Source organism: Acinetobacter sp. CAU_H_78 (genome assembly GCF_058599365.1).
In genome coordinates this window covers 1,154,943-1,176,588 of record NZ_CM178652.1, presented here as the reverse complement: position 1 = coordinate 1,176,588, position 21,646 = coordinate 1,154,943, and the positions used below count along the sequence as shown (strand labels likewise).

Here is a 21,646-nt window from a genome sequence, read left to right as displayed (position 1 = left end):
TAAATTCTAGTACAGGCTGAGTTTTTAAAGTGCTAAGTGTAGCTACTTATCAACTTTTTCTCTATGATGCGACAATAATTAATTGCGATAAAAGCATGATTGGTTAATGAGACAAATGAAGCATCACTTTAAAATAAACCCTCTAGCGACTGCGATCTTAACCCTTTTATGTAGTAGCTCGGTCTCAAGCTATGCTGCATCAAATGACTCATCCAATGTAAATGCGGAACAACTTAAACAACGCATTAATGAGACCTATCCCGGTGAAGCATTCTTCTCACAATATTATGTAGATAAATCTTCACCAGAAGCACAGCAGCGTCAAGGTAAATATCTCAGTTCAGCCTATTGTGAGGGCGCCTGGGTCACTCCTATTACACCTGATGCACCGACGATTGACCCTGAACAGGCAACTTCAACCATTACTGCAGACTATGGTCATTATAATCCGGCCGGTGATTCCTACTTAGAAGGCAATGTGGTCATTGATCAGGAAGGTCGCCAGATTCGTGCGGAACGCGTGACGATTGATCAGACTCAAACCTATGCTAAGGCAGAAGGTCAAGTCCAATTGGCCCAAGGTGGCTTGATTTCGCAAAGCGATGATATCAATTACAACCTAAAAACCCAGCAAGGTGACTTAAACAACAGTTTTTTCATTGCCGAAGAACAGCATGCGCATGGCCGTGCTGAAAAGATTGCCAAAACCTCAGACGATACGCTTGAACTGGAAAATGCCACCTATTCTACCTGTCCACCTGAGCAAAAGCCGACCTGGAAAATTCAGGCAGACCAAATCAAGCTAAATCAGGAAACCGGTCGCGGTGAAACCCGTAATACCAAGCTCTATGTGAAAGATGTTCCGGTACTGGCTGTTCCTTATTTTAACTTCCCAATCGATGATCGCCGTACCACAGGGATTCTGACGCCAACTTTCGGATTTACTAATGATGGTGGTCTGGAACTGGGTGTGCCGGTTTATCTCAACCTGGCACCACAATATGATGCGACTATTACGCCACGTTATATTAGTGACCGTGGTGCGATGCTGGATGGCGAGTTTCGTTATTTAACAGAAAATTATGGTGAAGGCCGGATTTGGGGTGGCTACCTGCCATCTGATGAAAGTTATGACAATAAAGACCGTAAAGACCTGCACTTCCTGCATAACTGGCAAATCAACGATCAGTTCTCAACAAATCTTGAATATAATTACGCATCAGACAAGGACTTTTTTGCCGATCTGGATAATAACCCAGATTCAAAAACAGACCTGAACTTGCGCCGCGCCTGGGAAGTTAATTATAAAAATGGCATCCCTGGCTTAAAAGCTCAGTTTAAAGTTGAAGATTTCCAGACACTTGATCCTGCCGTTCTGGATGAAGACCGTCCTTATGCGCGTTTGCCGCAGCTTTTGGTGAATTATAAGACCGGTAACCCACTGGGTTTACAATACGAATTTAATAACGATACGGCTTATTTCCAGAAAGACATCAGAAATACTGAAAATATTGATACCGGTGATGAAGCCATCTATCAACCAAGTGGTACACGAATCTATAATGATTTCTCGGTACGCTATAATCACTTTACGCCTTGGTCATTCTTCATTCCTCAGGCGACATTACGCAATATCAATACTTTCTATGATCAAGATACTATTGATCGTATTAATAATAATCAAACCAGCTCATCAAGTGAAAATCATTCTATCGTAGTACCACAATTTACGCTGGATACCGGTTTAATTTTTGAAAAAGATGGTCGCTATTTACAGACCTTGACGCCTCGCCTGTTCTACGCTTATTCACCGTATGAAAACCAGCGCAATCAGCCAAACTTCGACTCTGTCGTAGCCTCAATTAATTATGACCAATTATTTAGTGCACGCCGCTTCTATGGTAATGACCGCTTAGAAGACAATAACTTCGCTTCTTTAGGTCTTAGTTACAGTTTATTTAATGAAGAAGGTTTAGAGCGATTACGCGCCAGTGTGGGGCAAAGTTTCTTCTTCGAAGATCGCCGTGTCACCCTAGATCGTGAGGCAGATGAATTTGACCGTGAAAGTCATACTGGACCAGTTATTCAGCTTAGAAGTCAGTTAAACAAAAACGTGCATGTCAACCTGAATTCTAGCTGGATGTCGAATGGCTCCAATGCCCAGCGTGATGTACAGGTTTATTATACGGGCGATCAAGGCAATCTGTATAACTTAGGCTATTTCTATCGTAAAGATATTCCAAACCGTCAGGAAAGTTATGATCAGGTGGTTGGCTCATTTATCCAGCCAATTGCCAATAACTGGCGTCTGGTCGGCCATGCGCAATTTGACCTGGATAATAGTGTCGCACGTGAATATTTACTTGGCGTAAACTATGAGTCATGCTGTTGGGGAGTATCTGTCTATGGCCGCTCATACTACAATGACCTAGACGATATCAATGACCCAGATGTGAAAGCGAAACGTGCAGTAATGGCTGAAGTAACGCTTAAAGGTCTTGGCGGGTTAAGCAACAAGCTAACCTCATTACTAGAAAATCGTATTCTAGGTTTTAACAATATCAATCAAACTTGGACAGAACGTTAATGAAGACAAAACAGTTAAAACAAATTTTTAAAGCGACCGCACTTGCGCTATGTCTTTCTTCAGCGATGACGACTTTTGCTGTTGCCCAACCTAAAGATGAAGTTGTAGCTGTTGTCGACAATAGCGCTATTCTGCGTAGTGATCTGGCACAAAGCGTTGCTGAAATTTCTCACCAGTTGCAAAAGCAAAACAAGCCTGTTCCACCACAACCTTATCTTGAACAACAAGCACTTGAACAGCTAATTGTACGTCAGGCTCAACTGGAACAGGTAAAACGCTACAATATCCGTCCAGATGAAAAATCTTTAAATGAAGCAGTGCTTAAAGTAGCACGTGATTCAGGCTCCCCTAGCTTGGAAGCTTTCCAGCAAAAACTGGATGCTATCGCGCCGAATACGTATGCCTCTTTGCGTAACCGTATTGCAGAAGATCTAGCACTTAGCCGTTTACGCCAGCAAGCCGTAAATTCACGTATCCAGATCAGTGATCAGGATGTGAAAAACTTCCTGAATACACCGCAAGGTCAAGCTTTGTTAGGCAGCCAGGTACATGTTCTGCATTTACGTATAACCGGAGAAAATGCACAGCAGGTTGCAGCACAGGTAAGAAATGACTTGAGTAGCAGCAATGATATTCAGGCGATCAGCAAAAAATATTCAACTGGCGATATTAAAGTAGATGCGTCTGATATGGGTGTTCGAAACCTGTCAGAAATTCCAGGAGAACTCGCTGCACGTGTTTCTACCCTGCAAGCGGGTCAAACATCAGAACTGATTCCAGCAGCAGATGGTGTGCATGTCCTGAAACTTCTAGAACGTAAAGGTGGTGAGCAAAAAGCACTGGTTCCTCAGTACCAGACTCGTCATATTCTGATTCAAACATCAGAAGTGGTTAGCCCAGAAAATGCCAAACAGATGATTGATAGCTTGTATGCGCGTCTTAAGCAAGGTGAAGATTTTGCAGTATTGGCATCTACTTTCTCTAATGACACAGGTTCAGCGCGTGATGGCGGAAGTTTAGGCTGGGTCAGCCCAGGTGTCATGGTACCTGAATTTGAACAGCGTATGAAAAGTACGCCAGTAGGTCAGATTAGTGAACCATTCCAGTCACAATTTGGCTGGCATATCCTGCAAGTGACCGATACACGTCAGCAAGATATGACTCAGGAATATCAGGAACGTATGGCACGCCAGATCCTGGGTGAACGCCAGTTTGATGCTGAGCTAGATAGCTGGTTACGTGAAACTCGTAGCAATGCCTATGTAGAAATCAAAGATCCTCAGCTAGATCCTAAACGCGCTCGTTAATATAAGAAAAGAAAGCCAGCATAATGCTGGCTTTTTTAATGACTTAATTCTTTAAGCAATAAAAAAGCCTCTTATTAAGAGGCTTTTTTATTTCAGATCCGATTAACGATTGTTTTCGTCGTCAGAAGAATCTTCAAATTTTGAATCGTTGTCAAAACCAGCGCCTTGACCACCGAAACCAGCGCCTTGACCACCAAAGCCAGCGCCTTGACCACCAAAGCCACCTTGACCGCCGAAGCCACCAGCAGCACCTTGACCACCGAAGCCACCTTGACCGCCGAAGCCGCCTTGACCACCAAAGCCAGCGCCTTGACCGCCGAAGCCACCTTGACCGCCGAAGCCACCAGCAGCGCCTTGACCACCGAAGCCACCTGCGCCGCCTTGACCACCGAAGCCAGCACCTTGTGGACCAGCAGGAGCACCAGCTGGACGAGGGTTACGAGCAGGTACAACTGTAGAAATCGCGTGTTTGTAAACCATTTGGCTTACTGTATTTTTTAATAATACAACGTATTGGTCAAAAGACTCGATGTGACCTTGTAATTTGATACCGTTTACCAGGAAGATAGAAACTGGAATACGTTCCTTACGGAGAGAATTCAAGAATGGATCTTGTAAAGTTTGACCTTTAGACATGTTATAACTCCAAAAATTTAAAAATCAGCGCAAAAAACTATCTCTATTTTTCAATTAAAAATTATAAAAAAGATAGTACTCAAATTTTGCTTTATCCGTGACAGTTTCGCAAGTCTTCTTGGGCCTGCTCGAGCGTAAAATATGTTGTAAATTTATGCTTTTCTTGCAAAGATCTCAACCAGGTATATTGACGTTTGGCAAGTTGTCGTGTCGCAAATAAAGCCTTATCCTCCATTTCCCGTTGTTTTTCATGACTTAGGTCACCTTTTTTTAAGAATTCTATGGCTTGGCGGTAACCTACTGAACGCATTGAGGGTAAATTTTCGTCAAAATCGTATTTTCCCATTAATCCTTTAACTTCATTTAAAAATCCGTTTTTCCACATAATTTCAAGACGTTTTTCAATACGTTTGTGCAATTCTAACCGATCGGGCATTAAGGCATAATTATGGAAACTGTAACGATATGGTAAATTTTTTGGTTGTTCTGCTTGTAGTTTTGTAATCGGTTTGCCTGTCAGCTTAAAAACTTCTAATGCACGGATAATTCGCTGTTTATCACTGACTTTAAATTTCTGGCCAGCTAAGGGATCTACCTGACATAATTCAGCATATACCGCTTCCCACCCTTCACGAGCGGCTTTCTCTTCAATCTGGGCACGTACTGCGTAATCTGCACTTGGTAAATTATCAGATAAACCTTCAAGTAAGGCTTTAAAATACAGCATGGTGCCACCCACCAGAATTGGGGTTTTACCACGCGCATGAATATCATCAATCAGACGGCAAGCATCTTCGACAAAGTTTGCTGCAGAATAGACTTCCAGCGGACTAATAATATCGATCAAATGATGCGGATAGCGCTCTAATTCCTCTTTAGAAGGTTTCGCTGTACCAATGTCCATTTCCTGATAGACCAGCGCAGAATCGACAGAAATCAGCTCAAAATGACCTTGCTCGTATAGTTCACATGCCAAAGCAGTTTTACCGCTTGCAGTTGGTCCCATTAAATTGATGACCGGCAGTTGATTGGACATGTAAGGCTACTCTCCCCGAGCAAAAAGTTTATCAAGTTGAGACAATGGAAATGCTCGCCAGGTTGGACGACCATGATTACATTGGCTCGCAAATTCAGTTTGTTCCATCTGACGCAGCAAAGCGTTCATTTCAGACAGACTCAACATTCGATGTGCACGTACCGCACCATGACAGGCCATGCCCGCAAGAATCTGATCACGTTTTTGCATTAAACTTTGTCCCTGATCATTCGGATCCAGATCATTCAATAATTCAGGGATCAAGGCATCAAAATCAGCCTTATGTAAAATGGCCGGTACGCCTCGCACAATGACCTGTTCATCACCATACTGGTCAATTTCCAGACCTAAACGAGCAAGTTGATCTTTAAGTTCGTCAACACGCATGGCTTGCATACGACTAATGCTTACCACTTTAGGAATCAGTAATTGCTGGGATATCCAGAATTCCGGTTTATCCCAAGCCATTTTCATCTGTTGCAGCAGAATACGCTCATGCGCCGCATGCATATCTACAATGATTAAGCCTTCGGTATTTTGCGCCAGAATATAAATACCATGCAGCTGGGCGATCGCAATCCCTAAAGGATGCTCATCCACTTTACTATGTAAATGTGACTGTAATGCATTCGATGCTGAATGACTGGTTTCTGCTTCAGTTTCTCTTAAAGGAGCGAGATAACTTTTCAGGGCATTATTCAGCTGCTGCGAACCCGAATATGACTTATTGTAATCCTGCGCATAATGCACAGTTTGTGGACCTGATGACTCAAAATCCGTTAACACATCAGAAGCTTCTTCTTCACGCTGATGATACGGAGATGTGACTGGAATAACCGGTTGAGTGGCTACGGACTGATGCAGGCTGAACTGCTCCTGATAGCGCGGCTGAGGTGTTATCGCAACAGCTTCAGACTCAGTTTTCATGGCCTCAGCCAGATCAGCGGTCGCAGTCTGGAATTGCGCCAGGGTTTCCTTGGCATAGTGACGTACAAATTCATGTACTTCACGCTGGTTCAGGAAACGAATTTCATGTTTGGTCGGATGCACATTGACATCAATACTTTCTGGATCGATTTCCAGAAATAGTAAATAAGCAGCATGCTGATGGCCATGCAGGATACCATCATAAGCCATACGCAAAGCGTGCGAAATGGTCTTGTCTTTAACAGTCCGGCCATTCACATAGACATATTGCAGATCGGCTTGAGCCCGTGCATCCGAAGGATGTCCGAGCCAGCCTGATAAACGCATATTGATACTGTCTGCATCAATCCAGTAAGCATTTTCAGTAAACTGACGGCCAAGTAATTGTTGCACACGCTGAAAACGCAAAGCACCACTATCTGCAACTGGCAAATTCAGCTTGATGGTTTGGTTATGTTCCAATACAAAGCGAATATCGAAATGCGTTAAAGCCATACGGCGGACAATTTCTTCGATATGTCCAAATTCAGTGCCGGGCTTTTTCAGGAATTTGCGCCGCGCCGGAACATTGAAGAATAAATCCTGCACCCGGATCTGAGTTCCTTTAGATGCCGCGACCGGTCGAATCTCCTGATGATCAAAAGCCGTACCGTTCACTTCCACCTGATAGCCAATCCCATCTTCATTCTGGCTACTGGTTAAAGTCAGACGAGACACTGCGGCAATTGAGGCCAATGCCTCACCACGAAAGCCCAAACTGGTAATCGCATGCAGCTCTTCAGCCGTTTGAATCTTACTGGTCGCGTGACGCATCACGGCCAGTGGCAAATCTTCATGATGGATACCACGGCCATTATCAATGATTTCAATCAGCGTACTGCCGCCCTGTTCCACCCGGATAATCAACTCGGTCGCACCTGCATCAATCGAGTTTTCCAGTAACTCCTTGACCACAGATGCGGGCCGTTCAATCACCTCACCTGCTGCAATCTGGTTCGCCAGCGCAGGATCAAGTGCACGGATACGGCGTATGCTTAAATCATCAACCATTTGGGAATTCACGCTCCAAAGCTTGCTGTAATGCCAGATTAGAAGAAATCAGACTCGCGGTACGGGTCAGCTCATCTTCTGATTTTAAAATTTCAATAATTAAATCGGCTTGCGGGATTTCATCACCCCCCTTAGAAGGCCATTCGAATAAAAATAGCGCATTGGGAGTTTCTAAATAATCCCGGATCCCCATCAATTCAAGTTCATAAGGGTCATTAAGACGATATAAATCAAAATGAAAGATATCCTGACCATTCACCTGATACGGTTCCACCAGCGTGTAAGTCGGACTTTTTACTGAGCCTTTATGACCGAGCTGTTGTAAGTAATAACGCGTCAGCGTGGTTTTCCCCGCACCCAAGTCACCAATCAGATATATAACGCCCGCAGAAAAATTATTTGCCAGAACTTTGGCCAGATTTTGGGTGTCATCTTCATGTTTTAAAGTGACGTTAAATGAATAAGGCATATTACTCACGACATGATGAAAAAGAATAATTATGATAGCATCGCAACGCTTTAAAAGCCTATTTACCTCTGTGAGAAACTGTATTTTTTCACAGCATCCGTTCCAGACCAGAGATAGATCCACGTTGTGATGACTTCGACTGTTGAATTTAGCCCACCCATGCTGAATGGGGTGACGGCAAGTAAAGTATTCCTGCAAGCGACAGCTGATTCACCCAAGACAGTCTATGCCTATCTCTGTGCACAATTTCCACATATTGATCCGAGCGAATGGCAATCCCGTTTCGATAATGGTCTGGTTTACGATGCTCAAGGCAATACCTTAACCATCGAAAGTTCTTTTCAAGCGAATACTCATTGTTTTTATTATCGTTTTTTGGCACACGAAGTGCATGTTCCTTTTCAGCATCAGATTCTGTTTGAGAATGAACATTTGCTGGTGGTGGATAAACCGCATTTTTTGACCATGAGTCCTACTGGAAAATATGTACAGGAAACCTTGCTGGTACGCCTAAAACAGCAAACTGGAAATGAACATCTTACTCCGATTCATCGCTTAGATCGTGAAACGGCAGGTGTGGTGCTGATTTCAAAATGTGTGCAATCGCGTGGGGTTTATCAGCAAATATTTGCGACTCGGCAGGTACAGAAAACTTATCATGCGATTGCGGTTTATCGTAATGATTTAAGTTTTCCGCTCATCACAAAGCTCAAAATGGAAAAAGGCCAGCCCTTTTATACCATGCAGGTGGTAGAAGGAGAGCCTAATAGCGAAACTGAAATTCAATTGCTGCAACATAATGGGCAATGGGGCAAATATGAGCTAAAACCGCATACAGGAAAACAGCATCAGTTAAGGGTACACTTAAGCCATTTAGGGATTCCGATCCAGAATGATCCTTTTTATCCGCAGGTTTCCCATAAGGCGGATGATGATTTTTCTGCACCTTTACAGCTACTGGCCAAACACATTCATTTTACGGATCCAGTTACCCAAAAGCAGATGCAATTTAGCTCTGAACTTGAATTGACACTGTAAATCTCTTGTCATTACAGATTATTTTCTAAAAACGGCAACTTGAGGATTGAAATCCCAAAGTTATCGATTAGAATAAGGCGAAAAGTTAAGTAATTTAAAGCTTTGAAAATATTATGAGAAAAACTGAAGTTTATCAAATTCGCCTGGATTCCCAAGAAAAGAAACAGGCATTTGCAGTATTTAAACAATTGGGGATTACGCCGGCTCAGGCAGTTCGTCTTTTTTTTAAACAGGTTGTTCTGACCAAATCAATCCCCTTCTCGATTGAAAATCAGAATATTAATCTGGAACAGCTGATCAAGTTACGCAAGCAGAAACAGAATGAACTTAAGGCAGAACAAACCTCAAGTCCAAGTACTACAGCTATTCCAGCAGATCATCAGGAAATGAATCTGGATGATGATCATTTTGATTTATTTGAAGAACTGAATGCTATTTTAGGTGAAAGCGACAAAATTTAACATTGTTGCATTTACGAACAATTCTTAAGTTTCTCTCCTTTCAAACTTCGCTATGCTTGATGTTAATGATAAATAATAAAATTAACATGGAGTAAGCCGATGATCGTGCGACGTGCCCAGTCAGAAGATCTACCTAACCTGGCCGTTTTATTTGATGAGTACCGTCAATTTTATGGTACTTCTTCCAATCTGGATTTATCTTACGAGTTTCTGAAACAGCGTTTTGAAGATGGTCAAACTGTCATTTTTATCAACACTAAGGATGATATTTTTACCGGATTTATTCTGCTGTATTTAAGATTTTCCTCAGTCGCATGTTCTACTTATTATGTGCTGGACGATGTCTATATTAGCCCGCCTTATCGCCGGCATGGTGCAGCCAAGCAACTGATTGACACTGCTATCTTGTTTGCCCGACATGAAAATGCGCTTCGAATCAGCCTGGAAACGCAAAAAACCAATTATCAGTCACATAAACTTTATGAGTCACTTGGATTTATTCAGGACAATGAATTCGTGACTTTCCATTGTTTCCTGAAATAAATCCCAGACTTTATTCGGTACGGAATTTTGCCTGTGCCACTTGTTCTGCGTCCAGATAGGTCCATTCCCCTATTGCCAGTTCACTCAAGGCCAATGCACCAATCTGGGCACGATGCAGCTGCTCCACTTTATTGCCAACAGCTGCCAGCATACGTTTCACCTGATGATAAACCCCTTGATGAATGGTCATTTGCAGACGATTTTCATCTAGACGAACAATATCTGTAGCAGCAAAGGTGCCTTTTTCATTTCTCAATTCCACACCCTGTTCAAGCTGTTGAATCTGCTCATCTGTCACGGGATCGGCAGTAGTCATCTGATAGACTTTCGCTACATGTTTCTTAGGATGGGTCAATGCTTGTAGAAACTGACCATCATCCGTCAGTAATAATAGTCCGGTAGTGTCCTGATCGAGACGACCTACACATTGAATTCCACGGTTTAACAGAATGTCATCAAACAGATCAAATACACTGAAATGATGGGTAGCCTGATGTGAGCACTCATAATCTTGTGGCTTGTTGAGTGCAATATATACTTTTTCCCGATAGCGGTATTCATGACCATAAATACTAAAGGTCAGATCTTGCAGATTTAGTTTATGCTTGGGATTATCAATGATTTCATTCTGAATCGAAACAGCACCATTTTTAATCAGTTGCTGACAATGTTTTCGTGAACCGAAACCCTGTGATTGCAACATTTTTTCCAATAGCATCCATCTGAACCTGTTTAAATGAGCGATAGGCGCATTCTATACTGAAAACTAACCAGATTCATTTCTTGTAGGGCTTTCCCCCTTTAAATGGCTAAAAAGCCTATAATCCTGTGACTTTTCATTTTTTTTATCTCCTCATGTCCCAACTTGATCTGAATCTGCTTGTTCTTCTGGTTTTATTGGCTTGCGGTATTTTTAGTCATAATACTGCTGTGACCATTGCTGCGGCCGTGTTGATCGTCCTGAAGATTACACCTCTCAATGACCTCTTACCTTATGTACAGCAACATGGCTTAAATATCGGGATTATTATTTTAACCATTGGTGTATTGGCTCCGATTGCTAGCGGGAAAATTCCCGGTGACAGTATTCTGAAATCATTCCTGAGCTGGAAATCTTTACTGGCAATTGCAATCGGTCTATTTGTTGCCTGGCTTGGTGGACGTGGGGTGAAACTGATGTCGAGTCAGCCTGATGTCGTTGCAGGTCTATTAATTGGTACGGTCGCAGGTGTGGCGGTACTTCGTGGTGTCCCAGTCGGGCCATTAATTGCAGCCGGGATTTTATCGTTATTGATTGGAACGCAATAAGTCTTTAACCATGATTGTGCAATATTCTTAAAAATTAATATTCTAAAATTAAGAACTGCATAGTATTAAATCACATGATCAGCGACATGGATGTCGCTCGTTGGATTGAGGTACAGGATGTACCTTCAATCCAACAAAAGATTTTTGTTACTTTTGATCTTTCAAAAGTAAAAGCTCAGGTTAAATACTAAAATTTAAAAACCCAAATTTTATTCCACAAACAGCAAAGCCAAACGCACCTGATCATAACCCATACGCGGACTGGTCAGTTCTACGATCGGACGTAATTTAATACTGCCGTCATCATTGAAATGATCTGAGTTTTGACGTTTGGTTAGACGTTTATAAATCTTGCGGACTTGTTCAACAACTTCTTCACCCGGATGAGCCACCGAAATATCCAGCCCTTGCTCTTTATGCAAACGTCCCAAATGGTTAATGATAGTAGCAGGTGTCAAGCCACGTTCAGTTGCAATATCGGAAATCTCATAACCTTCTTCAAACAATTCACGGGTTTCATCCAAGGTTGCAGTCGCGTAGTTTTGCTTGCCACCATTTTTAGCAATTTTCTTCTCATTGCGCTGGATCTCGACTTCGTTCAAAGTGCCACCACAATGACGGATAAAGGCCTTATGCTGTACAGTCAAATCTACATTTTCAAAATTCGCTTCTGCTTCATCTGACAGTTCCTGAAAACGGCGATCAGCCTTAATGGCAAGACTATCCAGTTCCAGAGCCTGTTCATTAAAGCCTTTTAGACGTAATCCATTTAAGCTTTTCAAACGAGATAATGCTACATAACCTTGCCCTTTTTCAAAGGTATGGCTCAGGTCAATCTCAGCAGCTTCTAGCGTCATGCCTTGAGACTTATGAATGGTAATCGCCCAAGCCAGACGTAGTGGAATCTGCTGGAAACTGGCAATGGTTTTGCCTGCTTCATTATCCACTGACCAGGTTTCAGGTTCTACAATCAGGGTAGTTCCGTCTGTCAGTTTGACCTTTGGCAAAACGCCATGCTCATCATCATCTTCAAAGCCGATCACTTCACCCAAGCTGCCGTTGATATAGCCCATATCAAAGTTATTTTTCACGAACATGACCTTGGCATGTTTTTTCAGGGTTAAGGCTTCGGGTGCACGGACTGAAGACTTTAAGGTTTCAATCAGTTTTTCATTGCCATCACATTGCGCATCAAACTGGCGGGGATCCTGATCAATTTCATTCAGATGCTTAAAGTTAATGCTGTCGACATCCATATTGTGGGTGTAGAGACGTGTATAGGTATCGCCAATGTCCTGCTGACGTGTGGCCTGTAATGCTGAACGATGTTCAGGTGAAATGGCCTGCGCACGAATGGCATTCAGAATATCATTCAGGTAGTCATTACCCTGACGATGCTGCTCAGTCAGATAACAAACCCGAAATTTGGCTTCAACCCAGGCATCCGACATAAAGCAGAATTTATCGCGGTTACGTTCATCATTTTTTCCAACGGGTGGCAACTGGAAAAAGTCCCCTGCAACAATGACCTGAATCCCGCCAAAAGCTTCATCACTTTCCTTGAAATATTTCAGTACTTGATTGACCAGATTGAGCTGCTTGGCATGCAGCATGGAAATTTCATCAATAATCAGAACTTGCGCATTTTCCAAGTGTTCTTTCAGGTATTTACGCTCTTTCATGCGCTTCAGGTCTTCTTCAGACAAAAAGTCTTTGATTCCGATTCCGGCCCAGGTATGAATGGTCATGCCATTCATATGCGTTGCCGCAATACCAGTCGATGCAGTAATGGCGACCGATACCTTACGGGCTTTCAGATAATTAATATATTGATTGAGCGTATAAGTTTTCCCTGCACCCGCAGAACCGGTTAAAAAGACATTTTCCCCTGCTTTTAAGAGCTTAAGTGCAGTTTCCTGTTTCATAAAAGAGATACCGTAAAAGAACGGCTATAGCCTAACGATTTTTGCAGGAAAAGTTAAGCTTCACGGATAGAAAAGCACTGAATCCGGTCAAGCCTGCAGGTTTAACCAGTTAATAAAATGCTGGGCAATATTGATATATTCAACTTGCGCTTTTTGATTATTTGGATACTCAAGCTGGTCAAAGATGACTTGGTCATTCTGCAACTGACAGCCTAAAATCAGAGGTAATTTGATTGCAGGATGTGACATGCGAAAAGCCACATATTCACCTTCGACTATACGCTGTGCATAACTTGCAGCCAGACAGTTCCGGAATATTCTGGCCTCTTCAATAATCCGCTCTAGTGTTTTCAACTCCTCAAACCGCCAATTAAAATACAGTAGAAAATGTGCCTGTGTGAGTGGCCTCCAGCTGGCTAAAGCAAAGTCTTTTTTGAGCTTGGCAATAATCTCTTGCTTCTGAATCTGTTCATGCCAGGCAACTGCCTGCGTAAATAAACTGGTCCAGCTTAAATTCTTAGGCACTTCCGTTTGAGTAGAAAAATACTCCGGCAGATAATCACGGATATAACCATCAAAACAGGATTCCCGCACATGTCTGGCATGCAAGTAAAAACGCTTCCTGAACTCTACAAATGGAATCTGGTTACGTTGTAGTACATTATAAAAATCGCGGTCTTGCTGAGTTTGGGGCCGAATATAAACCAGCACATCCTCAGGCAAATCACAGGTAATCTTATACAGATGCTGCATATAAGCTTGCATGACCCGACTTAAGTTAGCATAGACCCTTTTGGTCATCTGATCATCCATTGCCACTACATCCCGCAATAATCCGATCCATTCATCCAGATATAGAATCGATGGACTAATCGCAATGCGATGATCCTCAATAGCCTGACGCGTCCCTTTGAGAACAACTGTTCGATTCAGCTCATGCTCAAACCAGTGATGCTGAAGGGCATATTGATGAACATCATCAATAAATAGACGTGCTGCGATATATTGAAAATATTGCAAGGTAGCTAAAACAATCTGCGGATGAATATGATGCGTATCGATAAAGCTTAAGGCTGTTGCTGCTACCCGCACACTGCTATGTTGAATATTGCTGCTCAGCCAATCCAAGATTTCCGCAGGCTGTTTAAATAGCCAGTTCACTACCCGATGACAATCAAATAAGGGAAGTTTGGCGACTTTTTTTTGCCATAAATAAGGATTATTTTCCAGAAAATTGCGTTTGGATAGCAGATCACTCCGATGCCAGCTATCACGATTCATCAGCCGGACAAAGCCCAGTAGATGACTTTGCTCTTCGGCATGCCGATACAGCAAACGGATATCGTCAATATGGTCATTCAACTCATGCAGATTGAACCGGTTTTCAAAGGATAAGGAGATAATCCGGAAGGTCGCGGGGTGCAGAAACTCAGGCGCACTAAAACAGAAGGCATCCAGACTGTCCATCACTGACTGAATCGATAGAAACTCATCTGGCTGTAAATATTGCAAGGAGAAGATTAGCTGTAGCTGTTTTAAGATATTCGCCGGAATCTCATGACCGCTTTGAATCCAATTGCTGATCAAAGGCTGAGTATAAACTTCAGCCTTAATCATAAAGGAGTCGATAATTTCAGCCTGCACAAGCGACATCTGCTTTAAGCAATTAGCAACTCGTTCAGGCGCATTAACCCATATATAGACTTGATCAATAATAAGTTGACGGAGCTGTTTGGCCTTATCCCGTAAAAACAGGGAATGTTGAGGCTTTAAATCGCCAGTCAGAAAGTAAATATCCTGAAAGAAGAATTCTTCCAAAGCCTCTGCTTTACCCAGCCTAGAATCAATGTGCATTTCTGCTAAGGCATGAGGACTTTCCGGATTTAAATCTTGTGGCATATACAGCTGGATATTTAATAAGCCATTAAGCAGATCAATTCGATGCTCATCCTGATGAATCCTGAATAAATTCTGGGCATTCACATGACCAATAAGCGCCATTTGATCCAGATACAGCTGATTTAACTCAGGAAAAATACTGAGGCATTGTTGAGCAAGCTGTCTGAATGACAGTAACAAACCCTCCTGTTCCATATTTCCCCCTTCGTTTTAATCCTATTGAGTTACAGACCTACTGAATTTCAATCTTTTAAAATCACTTTTTCCTTTCTATTACAGAAATTGAAGCATGGTAATTTTTTAGACGATTCGATCTCAATGTAAAGCAAAGCAGGAATGATGAAAAGACCTAGACTTCATCTTGCCGACGTCTGTCAGCCAACAGTTCTAGCCCCTGATAGATCTTTTGTTGTAAATGCTCACGAAAATCAATCAGATCATTCTCATGCTGCACATGATGAATCGGCTGCCGTGGCATAAACTGAAAATAAAAAGGCAAGCGTTTGGGAAACAGATTTTTAGGTAAGGAAGGAATCACATCACCATGACGTAATAATTTATTGAGTTGGGGGATTTTTAATAATTTTTGAAAATACTTATGTTGAATGATTTTATTTGCATCAAATCCAATCTCATAGATTTCATCACCGCCAAGTGCAGCAAAAGGGACAATATCATATTGAAACTCTTGAGCTAATTTCAGAAAACCGTAACGCTCTTTCCAGATCAGCTGATACTGCTCACCTTCCCGTTTCAGCACTTCACGGCCACCACCCGGAAAGACCAGAATCGAGTAGCCTTGCTGCATGGCCGAGCGGACATAGTCCTGTACACCATCAATAGCACCAAATTTCTTCACTGCTTCACGCCATAGCGGCACATAAAAATGGCTATGATCAGCAATACTGACCACAGCCACTTGATGTTCGTTGTACAGGTAATCAATCAGCATTGGCGCATCAAAGATGCCATACATGGAATGATTACCCACATACATTGCAGGTCGACTGGCATCAATATTTTCAGCCCCTAAAAAAGTAGGCGTGAAATACAGTTTGGATAAGGCACTTAAGCGCCTGATCCATGCTCCGTCATGCTTGACCTGCAAAATATGCTCCCGGCTTATGCCACGCGTTTTTGTACCAGGATTGAACCCACTGAGTAGCCTGCACCAAATGAACACAGTACGCCATATTCGCCGTCTTCAACTTCATTTGCAGTACGGTGTAAGGCAATGATGACACCTGCGGAAGAAGTATTGGCAAACTCATTCAGAATGATGGGTACCAGACCTGGCTTGGCATTTTCTTTGCCCACTACCAGTTTCAGAATCAATTCATTCATGCTGGCATTGGCTTGGTGCAACCAGAAGCGTTTTACATCTGTAGGTGCAATATGATTTTTCTCAAGTTGAGCAGTAATCATCTTGGCAACCAGTGGACACACTTCTTTAAATACCTTACGACCGTCCTGACGGAAACGTTTGTCATCGATATCAGCATTTTCAGACGTATTCAGGAAACCGAAGTTATTGCGGATATTGTTCGAGAACTGGGTAAATAATGAAGTATCCAGAATCTCGAAACCGGTTTTAGTTTCAGTATCTTCAATGATCGATGCAGTTGCGACATCACCAAAAATAAAGTGACAGTCACGTGAACGGAAATCGGTATGTGCAGAGGTGATTTCAACATTCACTAGCAATACACGACGTGCACCTGCTTTGATGGCATCGGCAGCCTGTTTCAAACCGAAAGTTGCTGCTGAACATGCGACGTTCATGTCATACGCATAACCTTGAATACCCAGAGCAGTCTGGATTTCAATCGCAACCGCAGGATAAGCACGTTGCAGGTTTGAACATGACAGGATCACGACATCGATATCTTCAGCAGTAACACCGGCATTTTCCATCGCCTGTTTAGCGGCAGTCACGCCCCATTCTGCCTGAAGGGAAATTTCATCATCTGAACGTTCACGTAGATTTGGACGTAAACGTTTTGGATCGAGGATGCCAGTTTTTTCTGACACATAACGGCGTTGTACGCCTGACGCTTTTTCAATAAATTCTGCGCTAGAACCACGACGCGCATCTAATTCGCCTGCAGCGATTTTATCTGCATTTTCGTGATTATACAGTTCCACATAAGCATTTAAACTTTCAACTAACTCTTCATTGGTAATGACATCTTCCGGATGGAACAAGCCAGTACCCGTAATACGGATGCCCATGTAAAACTCCTTCTCAAAATGACCTATATCTTAACTGATTCCAAGACGTTCCCATACTTTTTGCAGGCGAGTTGGAGAAACGGGTGTTTTCGTTTTCATCGGTTGAGAAAACAATGAAATCCTTAACTCCTCAACCATAAAATACAATTCTTTAAGGCGAGCGTCATTTTTAAACTTAAATAATTTTTCCATCCACGGATCAATTTGGTCAATGGCGGAATCATCCCTCTGTAGGTTATTTGGCAAGCGCTCTAAACGCAAGATCAGGGCTTTCAAATAACGTGGAAATTCTGACCATACGTCGGAAGGTTTCCGATAAACGAAGTCAGAAAGACTCATCAAATCAAGCTGATCCTCAATATCATCAATATTTTTTCCAAATATAGATGGGTCTAAAACCAGTAATTTACGACGGATTTCCTGCCACTGGATATAAATATCTGTGATTTCTTTCAGTGCAGTCTGGCCATGAGTCAGGAAAGATTTTTTTACATCCTCTACCAACTTTTGGAACTCTTGCATATTGACAGGCAGCTCATTAATTGACAGGTGCAGTGTGGCATAAACTAACATTTGCTCCAACTGAGCCTTATCGCCAAGCGGTGAATATGCCAGTGCCAGCGGTTTGGAAATTTGTTTTTTCAGCTGACGCACCAGATCTCCGAGCTGCATATGTACCAGTCGAATGATCCCTTCCCGGTGCTGTTTGACGGCTTCAGCCTGATCATTAAAGGTCTGAATCACCACACCAGATTCATCTTTCTGTTCCAGTGCAGCAAAGTCTTTGGTCGGAACCAAAGCCTGATATTGCTTGACCACTACACCCGTCACTTTCTGCGATGCTTCAAAGACAAAGTTTTCCGGGAAGGCTTTAAACTCACCTTTTAACTGTTTCACCGGACTATGAGTTTCAGTACGGCAACGGGCTTTCAGCTCGGCCAGATCACGGCCTTGTTCAATCACACGACCTTTTTCATCAATCACCTTGATCAAAGGCAAGAGATATTGCTCAACCCGATCCAGGCTGAAATCTTTTTCTGTAATCTGCTCGCCACGCAACTGGAAAGCTAGAAAACTGAAAATATGCTCATGTAAATTTACCGCATCAATACGGGCTGCCAGCTTTTTCGCAGTATCTGGAATCGGCACCAGACTGCGGCGTTTATCTTTAGGCAAAGTCTTTAATAAAGCTTCGATCAGATCCAGACGCCAGCCTGGAACACCCCACGACCAGATATTTTCATCGACCTGCGGCAAAGCCTGCAGCGGGATTTTAACCGTTGCACCATCTTCATCATGACTTGGGTCAAAACGGTAACTGGTCGCCAGACGCAATTCACCATTACGTAAATAATCCGGAAACTGTTGTGTGGTCGGACGATCATTCAGCCACAGCGCATCATTATCAATAAACAGATAACGCGGATCATGTGGCTCAACTGTGGCACGCCAGTCTTCAAAACTGCGGCGGCTGGCTACTTCAGGCGGCACTTTGGAGGCATAGAACTGGTAAATGGTTTCTTCATCCACTACCAGATCACGACGGCGCAGTTTGTCTTCTACCCGTTCCACTTCTTCCAGTTTCAGCAGATTATGCTTCAGGAAGGGTGGATTAATACCGAGATTTCCAGTGGTCAGTGCATCACGCAGGAAGATTTCATGCGCAGCCGGCTGATCCACTTTCTCATAATTAACCGGACGTTTTGGTTCGATGATCAGGCCGAATAACGAAATCTGATCATAGGCATTGACCACACCCGCTTTTTTCGACCAGTGCGGTTCGAAATAATGATGTTTCAGTAAGTCCCGCGCAGCCAGCAGAATCCATTCCGGCTCAATTTTCGCTAGAGTCCGTAAATACACCTGCGAGGTTTCAACCATTTCAAAAGCCATCACCCATGGGGTATTGGTTTTGTGCAGCGTTGATGCCGGGAAAATCCGTGCTTTCTGCTGACGGACTGCCATAAACACATTACGTTCATCAGTCTTGTTGGCAATAAAAGATAGCAAGCCAGTTAACAAGGCACGGTGCAGGTTTTCATAACTGGCTTTCTTTTCATTAAAGGATAATTTTAAGCCTTTAGCCAGATCCACCAGCTGCTCATGAGTTTTCTTCCATTCACGCAGACGTAACCAGCTCAGGAAATGATTCCGTGCAAAAGTACGACGTTTGTTTTCGCTCATACTTTCACGGTTATTATGCAAGGTATCCCAGAGCTTGATATAAAACAGGAAATCTGAATCTGCTTCACGGAACAAGGCATGTTTCTGATCAGCTTGCATCTGCTTATCCGCAGGACGTTCACGTGGGTCTTGTACTGCCAGCGCCGCGACAATCACCAAAGCTTCATTCAGCGCACCAAAATGGGCACCGCCAAGAATCATTCGCGCCAGACGTGGATCAATTGGCATTTTTGCCATTTGCTGACCGATTTTAGTTAGAGAATCTCCCTTGCCTTGAAGTCCTCCTTTCGTAAAGGAGGATTTAGGAGGATTAGTAGAATCTCCCCCAACCCCTCTTTCAGAAAGAGGGGCTTTACTCTTCTCCACCATTGCCCCAAGCTCAATCAAGAGCTTGCGACCATCATTGACCAGACGGTGATCTGGTGGCTCAATGAAATCAAAATCTTCCAGTGAACCTAGGCCCAGACTTTGCATCTGTAAAATAACGGATGCCAGATTGGTCCGTTTAATCTCAGGTTCGGTAAATTCAGGACGACTTAAAAAGTCTTCTTCACTATACAGACGAACACAGACACCTGGCGCAATACGGCCACAACGACCTTTACGCTGATTGGCAGCAGCTTGAGAAACTGCTTCGATCGGTAAGCGCTGCACCCGTGAACGGTAGTTATATCGGGAAATACGGGCAAAACCGCTATCAATCACATAACGGATATTCGGAACAGTTAATGCTGTTTCTGCTACATTGGTGGCGATAATAATGCGTCGACCACCACCCGATGGATTAAAGATTTTTTGCTGTTCTGCTAGTGCTAATCGTGCGTAGAGTGGTAACACTTCAGTATGACGTGGACCATGCTTAATCAGGGTTTCCTGCAGTTCACGAATTTCCTGTTCGGTACTGGCAAAAATCAGGATATCGGCATGTTCCGGATGGCCTCTCTCTTGTGCATCCTGAAAACATTCTTCTACTGCTGCAACCACTGCGCGTGGCAGATTTTCTTCAAAATCATCAAACTCGTCGTCATCACTGCCGACAATGCTCATTTCAGAAATTGGACGATAACGCACTTCTACCGGATAGCTACGCCCTTCCACTTCATAGATCGGCGCACCATTGAAGTAGTTACTGAAACGGTTTACATCCAGCGTTGCCGAAGTAATGATCACTTTTAGATCTTTACGACGCGGCAACAGCTGCTTGAGATACCCCATGATGAAGTCGATATTTAGCGAGCGTTCATGCGCTTCATCAATAATAATGGTGTCGTATTTGGTCAGGAACCGGTCATTGGCCAGCTCTGCCAATAAAATACCATCCGTCATCAAACGGACAATTGAATCCTGCGAGCCCTGTTCATTAAAACGGACTTTAAAGGAGATCGATTCACCCAGTTTCTCGCCAACTTCTTCCGCAATACGCTGTGATACGCTACGCGCAGCCAGACGACGTGGTTGAGTATGACCAATCAGACCAGTCAGGCCGCGACCTGCCAACATGGCGATTTGTGGTAATTGTGTGGTTTTACCGGAACCAGTTTCACCAGCCACAATAATAACCTGATGCTGCTGGATCGCTTCAATCAGCTTGTCTGCATACTGGGTAACAGGCAGATCCTGATTCAGCTTGATATTGGGAATGCGTTCGATACGCTGCATGACTTTGGCATGCGATTTTTCAAATAATTCTTGATATTGCTTTTGGTTGGCATCTTTACCTTTTTGGAGTCGATTTAAACGATGACGGTCACGCGCCATAACGAGCTGATCTACATTTAAAGGACTCTGCACTGAGAAAACACCTGATATAAAAAAAGACAATAGGCAGCTATTTTACGCTGTATTGCCCCTAAGCGAAAGAACGGCCATTTTGAATATTTTTATAATTTTTTAATTTTTACCCTTGAATTTTACTGCTTGCGGCATCATGTCTGAAGAGGCATTAAACCGGGGTGAGTCTTGTCATGATGTATTCACCATTTTACGGTTGAATCATTTATATCAAGAGCAATGCTGTTTGCGCTGATGGTGTTTTATTTTTAGC

The 21,646-nt window shown here is 43.1% G+C and carries 16 protein-coding genes; 6 read left to right on the top strand and 10 right to left on the bottom strand.

Annotated elements, in window-relative coordinates:
* Nucleotides 1-115: 115 nt before the first annotated feature.
* Together lptC and AC4MCD_RS05765 are read left to right on the top strand one after the other, a co-directional pair.
* A complete protein-coding gene (lptC, locus tag AC4MCD_RS05770; protein WP_419364958.1) occupies nucleotides 116-2,587 on the top strand; it encodes an LPS export ABC transporter periplasmic protein LptC in 2,472 nt (823 codons plus the stop codon).
* On the top strand, nucleotides 2,587-3,894 hold the full coding sequence (locus AC4MCD_RS05765; protein ID WP_419364939.1) for a peptidylprolyl isomerase: 1,308 nt from the start codon (nucleotides 2,587-2,589) through the stop codon (nucleotides 3,892-3,894). The genes lptC and AC4MCD_RS05765 overlap by 1 nt, the downstream gene beginning before the upstream one ends.
* 102 nt (nucleotides 3,895-3,996) lie before the next feature.
* Here AC4MCD_RS05765 and hfq read toward each other — a convergent pair whose 3' ends face one another.
* From hfq to tsaE, 4 genes are all read right to left on the bottom strand, one after another.
* On the bottom strand, nucleotides 3,997-4,530 hold the full coding sequence (hfq, locus tag AC4MCD_RS05760) for an RNA chaperone Hfq (protein WP_419364941.1): 534 nt from the start codon (nucleotides 4,528-4,530) through the stop codon (nucleotides 3,997-3,999).
* 91 nt (nucleotides 4,531-4,621) lie between these two features.
* Nucleotides 4,622-5,566, bottom strand: a complete 945-nt coding sequence (gene miaA / locus AC4MCD_RS05755) for a tRNA (adenosine(37)-N6)-dimethylallyltransferase MiaA (protein WP_419364943.1) — start codon at nucleotides 5,564-5,566, stop codon at nucleotides 4,622-4,624.
* 6 nt (nucleotides 5,567-5,572) lie between these two features.
* On the bottom strand, nucleotides 5,573-7,543 hold the full coding sequence (gene mutL / locus AC4MCD_RS05750; RefSeq protein WP_491876739.1) for a DNA mismatch repair endonuclease MutL: 1,971 nt from the start codon (nucleotides 7,541-7,543) through the stop codon (nucleotides 5,573-5,575).
* A complete protein-coding gene (gene tsaE, locus AC4MCD_RS05745) occupies nucleotides 7,536-8,012 on the bottom strand; it encodes a tRNA (adenosine(37)-N6)-threonylcarbamoyltransferase complex ATPase subunit type 1 TsaE (RefSeq protein WP_104425941.1) in 477 nt (158 codons plus the stop codon). Before tsaE ends, mutL begins: the two co-directional genes overlap by 8 nt.
* 129 nt (nucleotides 8,013-8,141) lie before the next feature.
* On the opposite strand from tsaE, the gene AC4MCD_RS05740 reads away from it, so the two are divergent.
* The 3 genes from AC4MCD_RS05740 to AC4MCD_RS05730 all read left to right on the top strand — a co-directional run bounded on the left by AC4MCD_RS05740 (nucleotide 8,142) and on the right by AC4MCD_RS05730 (nucleotide 10,054).
* Complete coding sequence (locus tag AC4MCD_RS05740) at nucleotides 8,142-9,050, top strand: pseudouridine synthase (protein ID WP_491876847.1); 909 nt, start codon at nucleotides 8,142-8,144, stop codon at nucleotides 9,048-9,050.
* A 113-nt stretch (nucleotides 9,051-9,163) separates the two neighbouring features.
* The gene (locus AC4MCD_RS05735) at nucleotides 9,164-9,511 is read left to right on the top strand and encodes a type II toxin-antitoxin system RelB/DinJ family antitoxin (RefSeq protein ID WP_004784032.1); all 348 of its coding nucleotides are present in this window, start codon (nucleotides 9,164-9,166) and stop codon (nucleotides 9,509-9,511) included.
* 99 nt (nucleotides 9,512-9,610) lie between these two features.
* On the top strand, nucleotides 9,611-10,054 hold the full coding sequence (locus AC4MCD_RS05730; protein WP_004784033.1) for a GNAT family N-acetyltransferase: 444 nt from the start codon (nucleotides 9,611-9,613) through the stop codon (nucleotides 10,052-10,054).
* Nucleotides 10,055-10,064: 10 nt separating this feature from the next.
* On the opposite strand, the gene AC4MCD_RS05725 is transcribed toward AC4MCD_RS05730, so the two are convergent.
* The gene (locus AC4MCD_RS05725) at nucleotides 10,065-10,772 is read right to left on the bottom strand and encodes a pseudouridine synthase (protein ID WP_491876738.1); all 708 of its coding nucleotides are present in this window, start codon (nucleotides 10,770-10,772) and stop codon (nucleotides 10,065-10,067) included.
* Nucleotides 10,773-10,909: 137 nt separating this feature from the next.
* Between AC4MCD_RS05725 and AC4MCD_RS05720 the strand changes: the two genes are divergently transcribed.
* Nucleotides 10,910-11,362: a DUF441 domain-containing protein gene (locus AC4MCD_RS05720; RefSeq protein ID WP_125279042.1), complete on the top strand. Its 453-nt coding sequence runs from the start codon at nucleotides 10,910-10,912 to the stop codon at nucleotides 11,360-11,362.
* 209 nt (nucleotides 11,363-11,571) lie between these two features.
* Here AC4MCD_RS05720 and AC4MCD_RS05715 read toward each other — a convergent pair whose 3' ends face one another.
* From AC4MCD_RS05715 to hrpA, 5 genes are all read right to left on the bottom strand, one after another.
* Entirely contained in the window at nucleotides 11,572-13,287 is a 1,716-nt protein-coding gene (locus tag AC4MCD_RS05715) for an AAA family ATPase (protein ID WP_180068828.1), read from the bottom strand.
* An 87-nt stretch (nucleotides 13,288-13,374) separates the two neighbouring features.
* A complete protein-coding gene (locus AC4MCD_RS05710) occupies nucleotides 13,375-15,381 on the bottom strand; it encodes a hypothetical protein (RefSeq protein ID WP_491876737.1) in 2,007 nt (668 codons plus the stop codon).
* Nucleotides 15,382-15,535: 154 nt separating this feature from the next.
* Nucleotides 15,536-16,294, bottom strand: coding sequence for a lysophospholipid acyltransferase family protein (locus tag AC4MCD_RS05705; protein WP_312087583.1), 759 nt, complete (start codon nucleotides 16,292-16,294; stop codon nucleotides 15,536-15,538).
* Nucleotides 16,295-16,308: 14 nt separating this feature from the next.
* A complete protein-coding gene (locus AC4MCD_RS05700; protein WP_491876736.1) occupies nucleotides 16,309-17,418 on the bottom strand; it encodes a beta-ketoacyl-ACP synthase III in 1,110 nt (369 codons plus the stop codon).
* A 30-nt stretch (nucleotides 17,419-17,448) separates the two neighbouring features.
* Entirely contained in the window at nucleotides 17,449-21,393 is a 3,945-nt protein-coding gene (gene hrpA, locus AC4MCD_RS05695) for an ATP-dependent RNA helicase HrpA (RefSeq protein WP_491876735.1), read from the bottom strand.
* Nucleotides 21,394-21,646 lie beyond the last annotated feature (253 nt).

What these genes read in the sequence shown, in the direction of transcription:
- AC4MCD_RS05725 (WP_491876738.1), bottom strand. Translation starts at nt 10,772, where the DNA reads ATGCTATTGGAAAAAATGTTGCAATCACAGGGTTTCGGTTCACGAAAA.
- AC4MCD_RS05735 (WP_004784032.1), top strand. Translation starts at nt 9,164, where the DNA reads ATGAGAAAAACTGAAGTTTATCAAATTCGCCTGGATTCCCAAGAAAAG.
- AC4MCD_RS05740 (WP_491876847.1), top strand. Translation starts at nt 8,142, where the DNA reads ATGACTTCGACTGTTGAATTTAGCCCACCCATGCTGAATGGGGTGACG.
- hfq (WP_419364941.1), bottom strand. Translation starts at nt 4,530, where the DNA reads ATGTCTAAAGGTCAAACTTTACAAGATCCATTCTTGAATTCTCTCCGT.
- AC4MCD_RS05730 (WP_004784033.1), top strand. Translation starts at nt 9,611, where the DNA reads ATGATCGTGCGACGTGCCCAGTCAGAAGATCTACCTAACCTGGCCGTT.
- lptC (WP_419364958.1), top strand. Translation starts at nt 116, where the DNA reads ATGAAGCATCACTTTAAAATAAACCCTCTAGCGACTGCGATCTTAACC.
- AC4MCD_RS05710 (WP_491876737.1), bottom strand. Translation starts at nt 15,381, where the DNA reads ATGGAACAGGAGGGTTTGTTACTGTCATTCAGACAGCTTGCTCAACAA.
- miaA (WP_419364943.1), bottom strand. Translation starts at nt 5,566, where the DNA reads ATGTCCAATCAACTGCCGGTCATCAATTTAATGGGACCAACTGCAAGC.
- tsaE (WP_104425941.1), bottom strand. Translation starts at nt 8,012, where the DNA reads ATGCCTTATTCATTTAACGTCACTTTAAAACATGAAGATGACACCCAA.
- mutL (WP_491876739.1), bottom strand. Translation starts at nt 7,543, where the DNA reads ATGGTTGATGATTTAAGCATACGCCGTATCCGTGCACTTGATCCTGCG.
- AC4MCD_RS05720 (WP_125279042.1), top strand. Translation starts at nt 10,910, where the DNA reads ATGTCCCAACTTGATCTGAATCTGCTTGTTCTTCTGGTTTTATTGGCT.
- AC4MCD_RS05700 (WP_491876736.1), bottom strand. Translation starts at nt 17,418, where the DNA reads ATGGGCATCCGTATTACGGGTACTGGCTTGTTCCATCCGGAAGATGTC.
- AC4MCD_RS05765 (WP_419364939.1), top strand. Translation starts at nt 2,587, where the DNA reads ATGAAGACAAAACAGTTAAAACAAATTTTTAAAGCGACCGCACTTGCG.
- AC4MCD_RS05715 (WP_180068828.1), bottom strand. Translation starts at nt 13,287, where the DNA reads ATGAAACAGGAAACTGCACTTAAGCTCTTAAAAGCAGGGGAAAATGTC.